This window comes from Achromobacter sp. ACM05 (assembly GCF_019218915.1).
GTDB classification, from domain to species: Bacteria; Pseudomonadota; Gammaproteobacteria; order Burkholderiales; family Burkholderiaceae_B; genus Achromobacter; species Achromobacter animicus.
This window is the reverse complement of record NZ_JAHUWQ010000005.1, coordinates 482,022-497,148: the sequence shown is the minus strand read 5'-3', so window position 1 is coordinate 497,148 and position 15,127 is coordinate 482,022. Positions and strand designations below refer to the sequence as shown.

The following is a 15,127-nucleotide window of genomic DNA, read 5'->3' as shown; positions in this document are numbered from 1 at the left end:
TGAAAAGGGGCCGCTCGGGCCCCGGGGTACGGATCAGGTTGCCGGCGGCCGGCGCGGGGCCGTCGTCAAGCCGATTGCCGGATGAACTCGGCAATTTTAGGACAGATCATTTCGCGCCACCGGCGGCCCGAGAAAATGCCGTAGTGGCCGCAGTTCGGCGCGGTGTAGTGCGACTTGCGGTCGGCCGGGATGTTCTTGCACAGCTTGATCGCGGCGCGCGTCTGGCCCTGACCGGAAATGTCGTCCAGTTCGCCTTCGATGGTGAACAGCGCGACGCTCTTGATGTCAGCCGGGCGCACCAGCTTGCCGTCGACTTCCCAGGTGCCGTTGGGCAGGTCGAAGTCCTGGAACACCATGCGGATCGTGTCCAGGTAGAACTCGGCCGGCATGTCCAGCACGGCGTTGTATTCGTCGTAGAAGCGGCGGTGCGCTTCGGCGTCGCTGTCGTCGCCACGCAGCAGGTCCAGGTAGAAGTCGTAATGCGACTTCATGTGGCGGTCCGGATTCATGGCCATGAATCCCGCGTGCTGCAGGAACCCCGGATACACGCGGCGGCCGGCGCCCGGATAGCGGGGCGGCACGGGGTGGATCACCTGGTTCTCGAACCACGAATAAGGTTTGGTGGTGGCCAGGCGATTGACCTGCGTGGGCGACTGGCGCGGGTCGATGGGGCCACCCATCATCACCATGCTGCGCGGCTGGCAGGGATCGTTGGCGGACGCCATCAGGGACACGGCGGCCAGCACCGGCACCGTGGGCTGACAGACGGAAATGACGTGAACGTCCGGGCCCAGGTGGCGGATGAAGTCCTGCACGTAGCGCACGTAGTCGTTCAAATGGAAGGGACCGGCTGCCAGCGGCACCATGCGCGCGTCGACCCAGTCGGTCACATAAACGTCGTGATTGGGCAGCAGGGCGCGCACGGTGTCGCGCAGCAGGGTGGCGTGGTGCCCGGAGAGCGGGGCGACCAGCAGGACCTTCGGATCATCCTTGCCGGCCAGCCGCACGTCGCGCTGGAAGTGCACCAGGCGGCAGAAGGGCTTGTCCAGGGCAACGGCTTCGATCACGCGGGCGGACTTGCCGCCAATCTGGGTGGTGGGCAGATTCCAGGCGGGCTTCTGGTATTCCTTGCCGATACGGGTCATCAGCTCGTACCCGGCAGCCATCTGGCGGGAGATCGGGGTATAGGCGAGCGGGCTGTAGGGGCTGGAGAACAGCTGAGAACCGGCGTCCGTGAATGCAGCGAACGGAGTCAGGAAAGCGCGCTGCATTTCGTGCAATTGGTACAGCATTTCGGGGAAGTCCTTCTGGGTCGAGCGTGTGCCCCGATTATTGCTCCGGGGCGTAACGATATTTCCAATCAGCCTGAAGAATGTCCGGCAAACAGCCCTGTTTTGTTGCTAAAAAGCGACCCGTCATGTGTTACGCACCAGTTTAGGGCCGCGTTAATGCCTTGCGGTGATACCAAATGGTGGATTTACGGACTACGCCACGCGGTGGCGGATCACCAGTAGTTTTCAACCGCCAGGTTGCCCGGAATGCCGCGGCGCCCGGGCTTGAACCCACGATCACCCAGCAATTTGCGTGCCTCCGTCAGCATGGCGGGGTTGCCGCACAGCATGACCTTGGCGGTCTCGGGATCCAGCGGCTGGCCGGCCAGCTGCTCCAGGCGGCCGTCGGCGATCAGCGTGGTGATGCGCGCTTGCGGCATGCCGGGCACGGGTTCGCGCGTGGCGATGGGCAGGTAGACGAGCTTGCCGGGGTCGGCGGCAAAGACGTCGGCCAGGGCCGGATCGCGGCGCCAGCCGTCGATTTCGGCGCGGTAGGCGAGTTCGGCGGCGGTGCGCACGCCGTGCACCAGAATGATGCGGTTGTAGGCGCGCCAGACGGCGGGGTCGCGCAGGATGGACAGGTACGCCGACAGGCCGGTGCCCGAGGCAAGCAGCCACAGGTCGCCGCCGGGCGCAAAGCGCTCCAGCGTCAGGAAGCCGTAGGGGGCCTTTTCGACATACAGCGCGTCGCCGGGCTGCAGACGCGCCATGCGCGGGCTGAACAGGCCTTCGGGGACGACGATGGAATAGAACTCCAGGCCCGGCTCATGCGGGGCCGACACCATGGAGTAGGCGCGCCAGATCGTGGGCGGACCATCGGGGTCTTCAGCGCCGGGCAGGCCGACCCGGGCGAACTGGCCCGGCAGGAACGTGAAGGCTTCGTCCCGCGTCACGCGCACGGAGAACAGTTTGTCCGGCACCCAGGTGTGGACGCTGGTGATGGTCTGGCGCGTGTATTTGGAGTCGTCGGTCATCGGGACATCGCACGAAAGCGCCGGCCTGGCCGGCGCCCGTGGATTACTTTTCCAGGTATTGCAGCTTGTCCTGCTTGCCGTTCCAGTCGTCGGCGTCGGGCAGGGGCTTCTTGGCACGGCTGATGCTGGCGAATTCCGGAGAGAGTTCAGCATTCAGCGCGATGAAATTGAGTTGGTCCTGCGGCACGTCTTCTTCGGCGTAGATCGCGTTGGCGGGGCATTCGGGGATGCAGACCGCACAGTCGATGCATTCGTCCGGGTCGATCACGAGGAAGTTCGGACCCTCACGAAAACAGTCCACCGGGCACACGTCGACGCAATCGGTGTACTTGCACTTGATACAGTTTTCGGTGACTACGTGGGTCATTCAGGAACTCCGGGGCTCGGCGGCAGATGTGTCTTAATGGGCGGATTTTACCCAATGCCGCGCGGATGTGTCGGCAATACCCGTATTGACAGCGTGGCACTTCGTGCCGAAGGCCCTGTTCTTCATGCTATGGTGTCGCGAAACGAAACGCGCAATCATGATTATTACTTCGCTGCTCGACACCGACCTGTATAAATTCAGCATGATGCAAGTGGTGCTGCATCATTTCCCCGCTGCCCAGGTCGAGTACCGGTACAAATGCCGTACAAAGGGCGTGGATTTGCGCCCCTATATGGACGAAATCCGCCAGGAAGTGCATCAGCTTTGCCAATTGCGCTTCACGGACGACGAACTTAAATATCTGGGCAACTTGCGCTTTATCAAAAGCGACTTCGTTGATTTCCTTCGTCTGTTCCACATGCCCGAGCGCTGCATCCACATCAGCGAGGGCGAGGGACCCGGTGAAATCAGCATCGAGGTCAAGGGCCCGTGGCTGCACACGATCCTGTTCGAGATCCCTGTGCTGGCCATCGTCAACGAGGTCTATTTCCGCAACACGCGCAAGCATCCGGACTGGGAAGAAGGCCGCAAGCGCCTGCAGTCCAAGATGCACCTCGTGCTGGATGATCCCGCGCTGGCCGACTTCCGCGTGGCTGAATACGGCACGCGGCGCCGCTTCTCCAAGGCCTGGCACGAAGAGATCGTCACCACCCTGAAAGCCGAGATGGGGCCGCATTTCGCGGGTTCCAGCAACGTGCTGCTCGCCAAAGAGCACGACGTGCTGCCGCTGGGCACCATGGGCCACGAATACCTGCAGGCCTGCCAGGCGCTCGGTCCGCGCCTGCGCGATTCGCAGGTGTTCGCGCTGGAAGTGTGGGCCAAGGAATACCGCGGCGACCTCGGCATCGCGTTGTCCGACGTCTACGGCATGGATGCGTTCCTGCGCGACTTCGACATGTATTTCTGCAAGCTCTTTGACGGCGCGCGCCACGATTCCGGCGATCCCTTCATCTGGGGCGAGCGTCTGCTCGAGCACTACCGCAAGAACCGCGTGGATCCGCGCGCCAAGACCCTGGTGTTCTCGGATTCGCTGACCTTCCCGCGCGCCATCGAGCTGGCGCGCCAGTTCTCGGGGCGCTGCAAGGTGTCCTTCGGCATTGGCACCAACCTCACCAACGACCTCGGCCACGAGCCGCTGCAGATCGTCATGAAGATGGTCCGCTGCAACGGCCAGCCGGTGGCCAAGGTGTCGGATGCGCCCGAGAAGACGATGTGCGACGATCCCGCCTACCTGGCCTATCTGCGCCAGGTTTTCCAATTGCCGCCCGCCTGACGACGCCCGCGCGCCGCACGCGGGCAGCTTTGCCCAGTTCCACCCAAACCACTCGACTCTAGGGGAATTCTCATGAGCAGCATCAAGCGCTTTCACGTGACCAAGCGCCTGTCGGACATGGCCGTGTACAACGGCGTGGCCTACCTGGCAGGCCAGGTGCCGGACGATGCCACGCTGGACATCACCGGTCAGACCGAGCAAGTGCTCGCCACGATCGACCGCCTGCTGGCCGAAGCCGGCACCGACAAGACCAAGATCCTGATGGCCCAGATCTACGTGGCCAACATGAAGGAATTCGACGGCATGAACAAGGCCTGGGACGCATGGGTCGCCGACGGCAACTCGCCCCCCCGCGCCACCGTTGAAGCCCGCCTTGCCAACCCCGACTACAAGGTCGAGATCGTGGTGACGGCCGCGCTTTGATGAACGGTCAGGGCCGGCTGCGGCTGGTCTTGTGAAAAAGCCCTCTGGCGTGAGCCGAGGGCTTTTTTTGCTCTGATGTCAGACACCGGTGGTGCAGAGCGCCGCCTCACGCGCCCATCAGCATCATCCCCGCCAGCAGGCCGCCCAGTTCCTCGCAGCGCACCAGATCCGCGGTCGGCACCGTCTTGGCCGCCAGGATCTGCGCCGCCGTCTGCGCGCCCATGTTCACGATGACGGCCGGCGCCACCGCCGTCAGCCGCCAGCCGGTGCAGATGCGTTCGACCTGCCGGGCCGCGCCCGAGCCGTCGCTGCCCGCGCTGATCAGGGCGGCATAGGGCAGTCCCTGGATGCGGTCCAGCACCGCGTAGTAATTGCGGTCGAAGAACTCCTTCATTTCGCCGCTCAGGCTGGCAAGGTTTTCGGGGGCGCAGAAGAGGAACCCCTGGCTGGCCAGCAAGGTGTCGGCATCGGCGTCCTGCGCGCGCCGCAGTTCGATGCGCAGATCGTCAGGCTGCTCCAGGGCAGCGGCCGCCGACGCCGCGCCGCGCGCCGCGGCCTGCGCCATCTGCTCGGCCGCGCCGGTGCGCGAATGCCAGACGATCAGCAACTGCTTCATGCGAATCGCTCCAGCGGATCCTGCCGGTAATAGGCCCGCAGCATGGCATACCACTCGGGCAGCGCTTGCTGCATGGGAAAGGGATCCACGAAAAAGTGTTCCGAACTGACCGCGAAGAACTCGCCTTCGTCCGTGGCGGCGTAGGGATCCATCGGCAACTGACCGTACCAGGCGTCCGCTTCCTCGCTTTCGGGGTCCACGTCGTGCGGAATCGCCGCTTCCACGGCGTCGACCGCCGCGATGAAGCGGTCCAGGCTGTCGTCCAGCACCTGTCGCCACGCGCGCGGCTTGATGTCGGGATGCGCCGACAACGACGGCATGCCGTCCGCAAAGCCCGAGCGCAGGTCCAGCTTGTGGGCGAACTCGTGGATCACCACGTTGAAGCCGCCCTCGGACAGCTGCGTGTCTTCCCACGACAGGACCAGCGGCCCGCCTTCCCAGGCTTCGCCCGCGGCGTCCTCGATGTACTCGTGGACCACCCCGTCCTCGTCCTCGCGCGTCCGGGGGATGCGAAAGCTCGCGGGATACACGATGATCTCGTCCCAGCCCTCGTACAGTTCGGGCGTGAGATTCAGGATGGGCAGGCAGGCCTGTGCGGCGATGGACAGCCGCATGAAGTCCGAGACCTCCAGCCCCTGCGCGCCATTGATCGTCTTGCTGGCAAGCAGCCAGGCGGCGCGCGCCTGCAATTGGGCGGCTTCGCTTTCGGTCAGCGCCGCCAGGAATGGGTAGGTGTCCAGCACCTGCCGCCAGAGTTCGGGCGGGATGCGGGCCTGCATCTCGGCGACCTCGGACGGGCGGGCGCCGCGGCCCTTCAGCCAGCGCAACATAAGCTTTGGTTCCTTCCATATGCCGGGATGCGGCAGTGTGTTCAGGGTGACTGAACCCTAGTGTAGAGTGTCGAAATATTCAACCCGATACCTGCGCTACGCCCCGTCATGTCCGCCCCGCCCGTTCCCGATGCGCCTTCGCCATTTGACGCTTCCTGGCGGCAGGAGGCCGGAGCGGGCCTGGATGCCGAGGGCCTGGCATTGCTGGACCGGGTCGCTTGCTGGGCCGAGCCTCGCTTCCAGGGCCAGAACGCCCTGACGGGTGAGCCGCTGGCCGGCCATGCCGCCGGCGTCGTCCGTATCCTGGCGGCCTTGCACACCGATGCCGCCACGCGCGCCGCCGCCCTCCTGGCCGCGCTGCCCACCGATCTGATGGCGCCCGCGCCCTCGTTGCGCAACGATCCCATCGCCGTCGCCTTCGGCGCGGAAATCGCGCGGCTGGTGCAGGGCGCCTATGCGTTGCTGCGCCTGGGCGTGGTGGCCCGGCAGGCCAGCGATGCGTCGGCCGAAAGCGGTTCGCAGAAGGAAATGCAGCGCAAGATGCTGCTGGCCATGGCGGCCGACCTGCGCATCGTGCTGATGCGCCTGGCGTCCCGGCTGCGCACGCTGCGCTGGCACGCCGAGAGCAAGGCGCCGTGCTCGCCCAGCTTCGCTCGCGAAACGCTGGACCTGTACGCGCCGCTCGCCAACCGGCTGGGTATCTGGCAAATCAAGTGGGAAATGGAAGACCTGTCCTTCCGCTTCCTCGAACCCGACAAGTACAAGCACATCGCCCGCCTGCTCGAAGAAAAGCGGGTCGAGCGCGAGGCCTTCATCGCGGGCGCCATCACGCGCCTGCAGCAGGCGCTGGCCAAGACCGGCATCGACGCCGAGGTCAGCGGCCGGCCCAAGCACATCTACAGCATCTGGAACAAGATGCGCGTCAAGCGTCTGGATTTTTCCCAGATGTACGACCTGCGAGCGCTGCGCGTCATCGTCGACGACGTGCGCGCCTGCTACACGGCGCTGGGCATGGTGCACGAGATGTGGACGCCGCTGTCCGACGAGTTCGACGACTACATCTCGCGGCCCAAGCCCAACGGCTACCGGTCGCTGCACACGGTGGTGGCCGACGACGATGGCCGTCCCTTTGAAGTGCAGATCCGCACGCGCGAGATGCACCAGTTCGCCGAATACGGGATGGCCGCGCATTGGCGCTACAAGGAAGCGGGCGCCAAGGGCGGGCAGGTCGCGGCTTCCAGCGAATACGACCGGCAGCTTGCCTGGATGCGCCAGCTGCTGGCCTGGAACACCGATGTCGAGGGTGGCGAAAACACGCCGCCCGAGCCCGCCAAGCCCGCCACGGGCCGGGCCGCCGCGGGCAAGAGCCGCGGCGCGGTGACGGCGCCGGCGCATACCGACGAACGCATCTACGTGCTGACGCCCCAGGCGCGCGTGATTGAACTGCCCGCCGGCGCCACGCCGGTGGACTTCGCCTATCACCTGCACACCGACCTGGGCCACCGCTGCCGCGGCGCGCGCGTCGATGGGCAGATGGTGCCGCTGCAGACGCACCTGTCCACCGGCCAGACCGTGGAGATCATCTCCGCCAAGTCCGGCGGCCCGTCGCGCGACTGGCTCAATCCCCAGCTTGGCTTTCTGGCCAGCCCGCGCGCCCGCGCCAAGGTGCGGATGTGGTTCAACGCGATTGAACTGCAGCAGCGCATCACGCAGGGGCAGGCGCTTGTCGAAAAGGAATTGCAGCGCCTGGGCAAGACGGCCATCAATCTGGAACAGCTGGCCCAGAACCTGGGTTTTGCGCGGGCCGACGACCTTTACGTCGCCGCCGCCAAGGAAGAATTCAGCCTGCGCCAGATCGACGCGGTGTTCCAGCAGCCGGCGCCCGCGGTCGAACCCACGCCGGCGGCCTTGCGGCACGCCAGCGCCGGCAGCGCCGAGAAAAGCGGCAAGAGCGGCGTGCTGGTGGTGGGGGTGGGGTCACTGCTGACGCAGTTGGCCCGATGCTGCCGCCCGGCGCCGCCGGATGCGATCTCCGGCTTCGTGACGCGGGGGCGCGGCGTGTCCATCCATCGCCGCGACTGCCACAGCTATCTGGCACTGGCTGCGCGCGAGCCCGAGCGCGTCATCGAAGTGGCGTGGGGCGAAACGGCCGACACCTTCTATCCGGTGGACATCAGCGTGCGCGCGCATGACCGCTCGGGCCTGTTGCGCGACCTGTCCGAAGTGTTTGCGCGCCTGCGCCTGAACGTCGTGGGCGTGAACACGCAGAGCAAGCAGTCGCTTGCCCATATGGTGTTCACGGTGGAGGTGCGCGGCGGTGAATCGCTGTCCCGCGCGCTGGATGCGCTGGCCGAAGTGCCGGGCGTGTCGTCGGCGATGCGCCGCTAGGCGCAGTTTCCGGCAGCGAGAACCGCTGCCGGATCATTTCCCGCCGTGCCCGCCGCTGGCGCGAAGGCCAGGCGGCGGCACGCGACGGTTCAGGCCTCAGTGTTCCAGTTCTTCATGCGCACGATCGCGCATGTAGAACGCGGCGACCAGACCCAGCGCCACGCCAAACATCACGTAGTAGGCCGGCGCCATGGGCGAGCCGGTGGTCTTGATCAGCCAGGTCACGATGAACTGTGCGAAGCCACCGAAGATCATCACGGCCACGTTATAGGCCAGCGACAGGCCAACCGAACGCACGCGCGCCGGGAACAGCTCGGCCATCACCGTGCTGAACACGCCGAAGAACGCCGACACGAAAATGCAGACCACGACCTGCACGGTCAGCAGGCGGCCGATCGACGGCGCGTCCGACAGCCAGAAGTACAGCGGGTACAGCACGATCAGGTAGCCGATCAGCGAGCCGATCACGAGCGGACGGCGGCCGATGCGGTCGGACCAGGCGCCCATGAACGGGGTCAGCACCACCATCAGGGCCGCGCCGGCCATCTGCACCAGGAAGGTCTGGTTCAGCGGCAGCATCAGCACCTTGGTCGAATAGGTGACCAGATACGTAAACGTGATGTAGATCGACACCGTGGCCGTCACCACCAGGCCCACGCCGATCAGCGTCTCGCGGGTGTGGGTGCGCAGCATCTGGCCCAGCGACAGGCGCTTGACTTCACCGCGTTCGGCGGCCTGGCGGTCGGCTTCCTTCATCTGCTTGAAGGCGTCGGTTTCGTCGACGTTGCGGCGGATATAGATGGCGATCGGCACAATCACCAGGCCGAAGGCGAAGGGCAGGCGCCATGCCCAGTCGGCAATCTGCTGCTCGGTGAAGAACTCGGTGATGAGCGTGCCGCAGGCCGCGCCGATCAACAGGGCCAGCATCTGGCCCGCCATCTGCCACGAGCCATAGAAGCCGCGCTTGCCGTTGGGGGCCATTTCGATCAGCAGCGCCGTCGACGTGCCGAATTCGCCGCCGGCCGAGAAGCCTTGCAGGAGGCGCGCGATCAGGATGAAGATCGGGGCCAGGATGCCCGCCGCGTGGTAGGTCGGGGCGACCGTGATCAGCGCGATGGACACGGCCATCAGCGAGGTCACCAGCACCATGGCGGCCTTGCGGCCCTTGCGGTCGCCGTACAGGCCCAGGATGATGCCGCCCACCGGGCGCATGAAGAAGCCCACGCCGAAGATGGCAGTGGTCATCAGGATGGCGTTCAGTTCGCTGCCGGGGACGCTGGGGTCGGTGGGAAAGAACAGTTTGGCGATGATCGGCGTCATGAACGCGAACACCAGGAAGTCATACCATTCGAGCGCGTTGCCTATTACCGCTGCCACGATGTTGCGTGTGGGGACTGCTTTGTGCTGCACGGGATCTCCTTGGGGGCTTTAATTTCCGGGCGACATTCTAGGCGGTGCCGCCCCGGCCGTCTTGCGCGTCGTCCGAAAAGCGGCCGATCGGAAGCTTGCGCCTCGTAAACCGGCCATCCAGACGGCGCTCGTCCGGGACGCGGCCGCCGCCTGGCTTTACACTGCGTCTTTTCCCCACGAGAGTAGTGACATGAACGCGCGCACCTGGCTGGAAACGCTGGTTGGCTTTGACACCACCAGCCGCAATTCCAATCTTGCCCTGATCGAAACCGTCCGTGACTGGCTCAAGGGCCAGGGCGTCGAGGCATGGCTGGCGCACAACCCCGAGCGCACCAAGGCCAACCTCTTTGCCACGTTGCCGGCACAAGACGGCAACCAGCAGGGCGGCATCGTCCTGTCGGGCCACACCGACGTGGTGCCCGTGGATGGCCAGGACTGGAGCACGGACCCGTTCAAACTCGTCGAAAAAGACGGCCTGCTCTATGGCCGCGGCGCCTGCGACATGAAGGGCTTCATCGCCGGATCGCTGGCCCTGGTGCCCGAATTCCTGGCCATGCCGCGCAAGAAGCCGATCCACCTGGCGTTCTCCTACGACGAGGAAGTCGGCTGCGCCGGCGCGCCGTACATGCTGGCAGACCTGCACGAGCGCGGCATCCGTCCCGAGGGCTGCGTGGTGGGCGAGCCCACCGGCATGCAGGTGGTCGTGGCCCACAAGGGGATCAACCTCTTTCGCTGCAAGGTGCACGGCAAGGCGGCCCACTCGTCGCTCACGCCGCGCGGCTGCAACGCCATCGAATACGCCGCCCGCCTGATCTGCCGCATCCGCGACCTGGCCGACAGCTTCAAGGCCAACGGCCCCTACGACGAGTTCTACGACGTGCCGTTCTCGACGATGACCACCAACCAGATCCGGGGCGGCATCGCGGTCAACACCATTCCCGAGCTGTGCGAGTTCACCTACGAATTCCGCAACCTGCCGGGCATGCGTCCGGACGACATCCAGGCGGAAGTCGAAAAATACGTGCGCGAAGAGCTGCTGCCGAAGATGAAGGCCGAATTCGACGGCGCCACCATCGAGATCGAGACTGGCGCCGCCGCGCCCGCGCTGGAAGCCTCGGAAGAAGCCGCCATCACCCAGCTGGTGCGCGCCCTGACCGAAGACCGCGCCACGCGCAAGGTTGCCTACGGCACCGAAGCCGGCCTGTTCCAGGGCATCGGCATCCCCACGGTGGTCTGCGGCCCCGGCCATATCGAACAGGCCCACAAGCCCAACGAATACGTGGCCCTGGACCAGATGGCCGCGTGCGAAACCTTCCTGCGCCGCATGGGCCAGTCCCTCTGACGCGCGGGGCGCCCGGGAGCGGGCGGCACGCCGGTGCCGTCCGCGTCAGGTAAAATGCCGGGTTGCAAACCGGATTTGCGGCTGGCATTGGCCTGCCGCGATCCCGGGGGAGATGCTGTGGTGAAACCTTACGACTTTCCGGATGCCAAGGGCCATTTCGGGCCTTATGGCGGTGTTTTCGTGGCGGAAACGCTGATGCACGCGCTTGACGACCTGCGCGCGTCCTATGACCGTTACCGGGTCGATCCCGCCTTCCTCGAAGAGTTCAACTACGAGCTCAAGCATTTCGTGGGCCGGCCCAGCCCGGTCTACCACGCCCGGCGCTGGTCTGAACTCGTGGGCGGCGCCCAGATCTGGTTCAAGCGCGAAGACCTGAACCACACCGGCGCGCACAAGGTCAATAACTGCATCGGCCAGGCTCTGCTGGCCAAGCGCATGGGCAAGCCGCGCGTCATCGCCGAAACCGGCGCCGGCCAGCACGGCGTGGCCACCGCCACGGTCGCGGCCCGCTACGGCATGGAATGCGTGGTGTACATGGGCAGCGAAGACGTGCGCCGCCAGGCCTCCAACGTCTACCGCATGAAGCTCCTGGGCGCCACGGTGGTGCCCGTGAACTCCGGTTCGCGCACCCTGAAGGACGCGCTGAACGAAGCCATGCGCGACTGGGTCACCAACATCGAAAACACGTTCTACATCATCGGCACGGTGGCGGGTCCCGACCCCTATCCCCGCATGGTGCGCGACTTCCAGACCGTCATCGGCAACGAATGCCTGACGCAGATGCCCGAGGCCATCGGCCGCCAGCCCGACTACGTCGTGGCGGCGGTGGGCGGCGGCTCCAATGCCATGGGCATCTTCCATCCCTACATCCCCTACGAAAACGTGCGCCTGATCGGCGTCGAGGCGGCGGGCGAGGGCATGGACAGCGGCAAGCACGCCGCATCGCTGGCCGCGGGCCAGGTGGGCGTGCTGCACGGCAACCGCACCTACGTCATGCAGAACGCCGACGGCCAGGTTCAAGAAACGCATTCCGTCTCGGCCGGCCTGGACTACCCCGGCGTCGGTCCGGAACACGCCTGGCTCAAGGATTCGGCCCGTGCCGAGTACGTCGGCATCACCGACGACGAAGCCCTGAAGGCCTTCCACGACTGCTGCCGCATCGAAGGCATCATGCCCGCGCTGGAGTCGTCGCACGCCATCGCCCAGGCCGTCAAGATGGCCGCCACGCTACCGCGCGACGCCGTCATCCTGGTCAATCTGTCTGGCCGCGGCGACAAGGACATGCACACCGTCGCCGAACGCGCCGGCATCGAGCTCTGAACATGACAACCCGCACCGATCGCATTGCCGCGGCTTTCGCGCGCACCGCAGAATCCGGCCGCGCAGCGGCCCTGATTCCCTACATCGCCGCCGGCGATCCTTCCCCCGCCGCCACGGTGCCGCTGATGCACGCGCTGGTTGACGCCGGCGCCGACGTCATCGAACTGGGCGTGCCGTTCTCGGATCCCATGGCCGACGGCCCGGTCATCCAGCGCGCCGCAGACCGCGCCATCGCACAAGGCGTGGGCCTGGCCCGCGTACTGGAGCTGGTGGCCGACTTCCGCCAGCGCGACACCGAGACGCCCGTGGTCCTGATGGGCTACGCCAATCCCATCGAACGCATGGGCCAAGCCGAATTCGCCAGCCGTGCCGCGCAGGCCGGCGTGGACGGCGTACTGGTCGTGGACTACCCGCCCGAAGAAGTCATCGAGTTCGCCGCCACCCTGGGCGAACGCGGCATTGCGCCCATCTTCCTCTTGGCGCCCACCTCCACTGAAGACCGCATCAAGGCCGTCGCGGCCGTGGCACGCGGCTATGTGTACTACGTGTCGCTCAAGGGCGTGACGGGCGCTGGCTCGCTGAACACCGACGACGTCGCCGATCGCGTGGCCGTGATTCGCCGCCACGTGCGCGACATCCCGGTTGGCGTGGGCTTCGGCATCCGCGACGCCGAAAGCGCCCAGCGCGTGGCGCGCGCCGCCGATGCGGTCGTCATCGGCAGCAAACTGATTGAAACCATGGAGCAGGCGGTCGCCAACGCGCCGGCTGCCCAGCAAACCGACGCCGCAGTCGCCGCCGCCAGCGGCTGGCTGCGCACCATCCGGCAGGCGCTGGATCAAGTAAAACGAGAGAACGCGTCGGCCTGAGCGGCCGGGTCGCGATCTCAAACGGGATGAATACTCAATGAGCTGGATCGATAAACTCCTGCCGCCTCGCATCAACAAAACCAGCGACAGCGGCGCCCGCCGCGTGCCCGAAGGCCTTTGGGTGAAATGCCCGTCGTGCGAATCGGTGCTGTATAGCGAAGACCTGGCAGCCAACCTCCACGTCTGCCCCAAGTGCGACCACCACATGCGGATCGGGGCTCGCGCCCGCATCGATTCGCTGCTGGACATGGAAGGCCGCGTTGAAATCGGCCAGAACACGCGTTCGGTCGACACCCTGAAGTTCAAGGACACGCGCAAGTACCCCGAGCGTCTGCAAGAGGCCGTCAAGGCAACGGGCGAAAGCGACGCGCTGGTCGTCATGAGCGGCTCGATCCGCGGCGTGCCCGCCACGCTGGCCTGCTTCGAATTCGAATTCATGGGGGGCTCGATGGGCTCGGTGGTGGGCGAGCGCTTTGCGCGCGGCGCCCAAGCGGCCCTCGACAACAAGACCCCGTTCATCTGCGTAGCCGCCTCGGGCGGCGCGCGCATGCAGGAAAGCCTGCTGTCGCTCATGCAGATGGCCAAGACCAACGCCATGCTGACCCGCCTGTCGGCCGCCGGCCTGCCGTTCATCAGCGTCCTCACCGATCCCACCATGGGCGGCGTGTCGGCCAGCTTTGCCTTCATGGGCGACGTGGTCATCGCCGAACCCAAGGCCCTGATCGGCTTTGCCGGTCCGCGCGTGATCGAACAGACCGTGCGTGAAAAGCTGCCCGAAGGCTTCCAGCGCGCCGAGTTCCTGCTGCAGAAGGGCGCCATCGACATGGTTGTCGACCGCCGCCAATTGCGCGAGGAAATCGCCCGCCTGCTGGCGCTGCTGACCAACCAGCCGGCGGACGTGGTCACCGCCTGATCGGGCCGACATTGCCGGGCTGCCGTTTGCGGCTGCATCGGCATCCATAGACATGCCGCCGGTCGCTTCTCGCGCCTGGCGGCATTTTGTTTTTCCGCAGCAGGGTGAACCCCTGGGCACGAGACTTGCTCCAGCCGCCTAGCGCAATTTCACCTGCGTGAATCCCGCGATTTTCGGAACAGTCTTTTTCACGGCGCTTTGTTGCCATATTGCGACATGCGCGCAGCGTGTTGGTCCGGATTTTGCTAATGTTCCCCGTTAGTCCAGAAATAGATGGAGTTGATCCCATGCAGTCGACGAAGAAGAAAATGCTGACGCGCCTTGCCGGCCTTGCCCTGGCAGGGGTTGCCACCTTTGCTAGCGCCCAGTCGTCCGAGGGCACCCAAGGTGGCGTCAGCCTGCACTATGGCATTGGCGACCATTACAAGCGCCTGACCCTGAACTACGAGACTGCCTCGCTCTGGACCTATCAATTCGGCGGCAACTGGGGTCGTCTGGACCTGACGCCCGAATTCGGCGCGTCGTATTGGCAAGCCGACGGCTCGCGTTCGCCGGGCCACGTCTGGCAGTTCAGCGCCATCCCGATGTTCCGCTGGTGGACCGGCGAACGCTTCTACATCGAAGCGGGTATCGGCGCCACGCTGTTCTCCAGCACGCGCTTTGCCGACGAAAACATTAGTACGGCCTTCCAGTTCGGCGACCACGTCGGCGTGGGCTTCCTGGTCACGCCTAACAACCGTATCGGCGTGCGGTATTCGCACTTCTCGAACGCCAGCATCAAGCGCCCGAACCCGGGCCTGGACGTGGTGCAGCTCACCTACACGTACCAGTTCTGATCGCATGGCGCCGGTGCGGCGCGTACTCGCGTAATTGCGCGCCCCGCTCGCAGATCTTGAAAACCACCCATCTGGGTGGTTTTTTTTTGCGTTGCCCGTGTGCGTGTCCCGCGTGTGCATCAGCGCAGAAACGACAAAAAAATTATGTTTTGACTGCGTGTCCACGTACTTGTTGGTG

14 protein-coding genes are annotated in these 15,127 nt (G+C 65.5%); 8 read left to right on the top strand and 6 right to left on the bottom strand.

The window, feature by feature from the left end:
• Window positions 1–65: 65 nt before the first annotated feature.
• The 3 genes from KW836_RS26975 to fdxA form a co-directional block, all read right to left on the bottom strand.
• Window positions 66–1,292, bottom strand: a complete 1,227-nt coding sequence (locus tag KW836_RS26975; protein ID WP_218345243.1) for a polyhydroxyalkanoate depolymerase — start codon at window positions 1,290–1,292, stop codon at window positions 66–68.
• A 212-nt stretch (window positions 1,293–1,504) separates the two neighbouring features.
• Entirely contained in the window at window positions 1,505–2,305 is an 801-nt protein-coding gene (locus tag KW836_RS26970) for a ferredoxin--NADP reductase (RefSeq protein ID WP_218345242.1), read from the bottom strand.
• A gap of 43 nt (window positions 2,306–2,348) precedes the next feature.
• Entirely contained in the window at window positions 2,349–2,672 is a 324-nt protein-coding gene (gene fdxA / locus KW836_RS26965) for a ferredoxin FdxA (protein WP_006218015.1), read from the bottom strand.
• 157 nt (window positions 2,673–2,829) lie between these two features.
• Between fdxA and pncB the strand changes: the two genes are divergently transcribed.
• Together pncB and KW836_RS26955 are read left to right on the top strand one after the other, a co-directional pair.
• Window positions 2,830–4,005: a nicotinate phosphoribosyltransferase gene (gene pncB, locus KW836_RS26960; protein ID WP_175122977.1), complete on the top strand. Its 1,176-nt coding sequence runs from the start codon at window positions 2,830–2,832 to the stop codon at window positions 4,003–4,005.
• A gap of 72 nt (window positions 4,006–4,077) precedes the next feature.
• Window positions 4,078–4,428 (top strand): RidA family protein, encoded by a 351-nt coding sequence (locus KW836_RS26955; RefSeq protein WP_056321843.1) that lies wholly within the window; start codon window positions 4,078–4,080, stop codon window positions 4,426–4,428.
• 106 nt (window positions 4,429–4,534) lie between these two features.
• On the opposite strand, the gene KW836_RS26950 is transcribed toward KW836_RS26955, so the two are convergent.
• On the bottom strand, window positions 4,535–5,044 hold the full coding sequence (locus KW836_RS26950) for an NAD(P)H-dependent oxidoreductase (RefSeq protein WP_218345241.1): 510 nt from the start codon (window positions 5,042–5,044) through the stop codon (window positions 4,535–4,537).
• Window positions 5,041–5,874, bottom strand: coding sequence for a zinc-dependent peptidase (locus tag KW836_RS26945; RefSeq protein ID WP_218345240.1), 834 nt, complete (start codon window positions 5,872–5,874; stop codon window positions 5,041–5,043). Before KW836_RS26945 ends, KW836_RS26950 begins: the two co-directional genes overlap by 4 nt.
• A gap of 108 nt (window positions 5,875–5,982) precedes the next feature.
• Here KW836_RS26945 and KW836_RS26940 point away from each other — a divergent pair, with 108 nt between their 5' ends.
• Complete coding sequence (locus KW836_RS26940; RefSeq protein WP_218345239.1) at window positions 5,983–8,262, top strand: bifunctional (p)ppGpp synthetase/guanosine-3',5'-bis(diphosphate) 3'-pyrophosphohydrolase; 2,280 nt, start codon at window positions 5,983–5,985, stop codon at window positions 8,260–8,262.
• Window positions 8,263–8,358: 96 nt separating this feature from the next.
• On the opposite strand, the gene KW836_RS26935 is transcribed toward KW836_RS26940, so the two are convergent.
• On the bottom strand, window positions 8,359–9,672 hold the full coding sequence (locus KW836_RS26935; protein WP_175122973.1) for an MFS transporter: 1,314 nt from the start codon (window positions 9,670–9,672) through the stop codon (window positions 8,359–8,361).
• A 190-nt stretch (window positions 9,673–9,862) separates the two neighbouring features.
• Here KW836_RS26935 and argE point away from each other — a divergent pair, with 190 nt between their 5' ends.
• From argE to KW836_RS26910, 5 genes are all read left to right on the top strand, one after another.
• Window positions 9,863–11,014 carry an acetylornithine deacetylase gene (gene argE / locus KW836_RS26930; RefSeq protein ID WP_218345238.1) on the top strand — a complete coding sequence of 384 codons (1,152 nt, stop codon included), beginning with the start codon at window positions 9,863–9,865 and terminating at the stop codon, window positions 11,012–11,014.
• 120 nt (window positions 11,015–11,134) lie between these two features.
• Entirely contained in the window at window positions 11,135–12,334 is a 1,200-nt protein-coding gene (trpB, locus tag KW836_RS26925) for a tryptophan synthase subunit beta (RefSeq protein ID WP_175122971.1), read from the top strand.
• Between the two features lie 2 nt (window positions 12,335–12,336).
• A complete protein-coding gene (gene trpA / locus KW836_RS26920; RefSeq protein ID WP_218345237.1) occupies window positions 12,337–13,200 on the top strand; it encodes a tryptophan synthase subunit alpha in 864 nt (287 codons plus the stop codon).
• Between the two features lie 37 nt (window positions 13,201–13,237).
• Window positions 13,238–14,113 (top strand): acetyl-CoA carboxylase, carboxyltransferase subunit beta, encoded by an 876-nt coding sequence (gene accD, locus KW836_RS26915; RefSeq protein ID WP_175122969.1) that lies wholly within the window; start codon window positions 13,238–13,240, stop codon window positions 14,111–14,113.
• A gap of 287 nt (window positions 14,114–14,400) precedes the next feature.
• The gene (locus KW836_RS26910; RefSeq protein ID WP_063956455.1) at window positions 14,401–14,949 is read left to right on the top strand and encodes an acyloxyacyl hydrolase; all 549 of its coding nucleotides are present in this window, start codon (window positions 14,401–14,403) and stop codon (window positions 14,947–14,949) included.
• Window positions 14,950–15,127 lie beyond the last annotated feature (178 nt).

What these genes read in the sequence shown, in the direction of transcription:
- accD (WP_175122969.1), top strand. Translation starts at nt 13,238, where the DNA reads ATGAGCTGGATCGATAAACTCCTGCCGCCTCGCATCAACAAAACCAGC.
- pncB (WP_175122977.1), top strand. Translation starts at nt 2,830, where the DNA reads ATGATTATTACTTCGCTGCTCGACACCGACCTGTATAAATTCAGCATG.
- argE (WP_218345238.1), top strand. Translation starts at nt 9,863, where the DNA reads ATGAACGCGCGCACCTGGCTGGAAACGCTGGTTGGCTTTGACACCACC.
- KW836_RS26955 (WP_056321843.1), top strand. Translation starts at nt 4,078, where the DNA reads ATGAGCAGCATCAAGCGCTTTCACGTGACCAAGCGCCTGTCGGACATG.
- KW836_RS26940 (WP_218345239.1), top strand. Translation starts at nt 5,983, where the DNA reads ATGTCCGCCCCGCCCGTTCCCGATGCGCCTTCGCCATTTGACGCTTCC.
- fdxA (WP_006218015.1), bottom strand. Translation starts at nt 2,672, where the DNA reads ATGACCCACGTAGTCACCGAAAACTGTATCAAGTGCAAGTACACCGAT.
- KW836_RS26910 (WP_063956455.1), top strand. Translation starts at nt 14,401, where the DNA reads ATGCAGTCGACGAAGAAGAAAATGCTGACGCGCCTTGCCGGCCTTGCC.
- KW836_RS26970 (WP_218345242.1), bottom strand. Translation starts at nt 2,305, where the DNA reads ATGACCGACGACTCCAAATACACGCGCCAGACCATCACCAGCGTCCAC.
- KW836_RS26950 (WP_218345241.1), bottom strand. Translation starts at nt 5,044, where the DNA reads ATGAAGCAGTTGCTGATCGTCTGGCATTCGCGCACCGGCGCGGCCGAG.
- trpA (WP_218345237.1), top strand. Translation starts at nt 12,337, where the DNA reads ATGACAACCCGCACCGATCGCATTGCCGCGGCTTTCGCGCGCACCGCA.
- KW836_RS26975 (WP_218345243.1), bottom strand. Translation starts at nt 1,292, where the DNA reads ATGCTGTACCAATTGCACGAAATGCAGCGCGCTTTCCTGACTCCGTTC.
- KW836_RS26945 (WP_218345240.1), bottom strand. Translation starts at nt 5,874, where the DNA reads ATGTTGCGCTGGCTGAAGGGCCGCGGCGCCCGCCCGTCCGAGGTCGCC.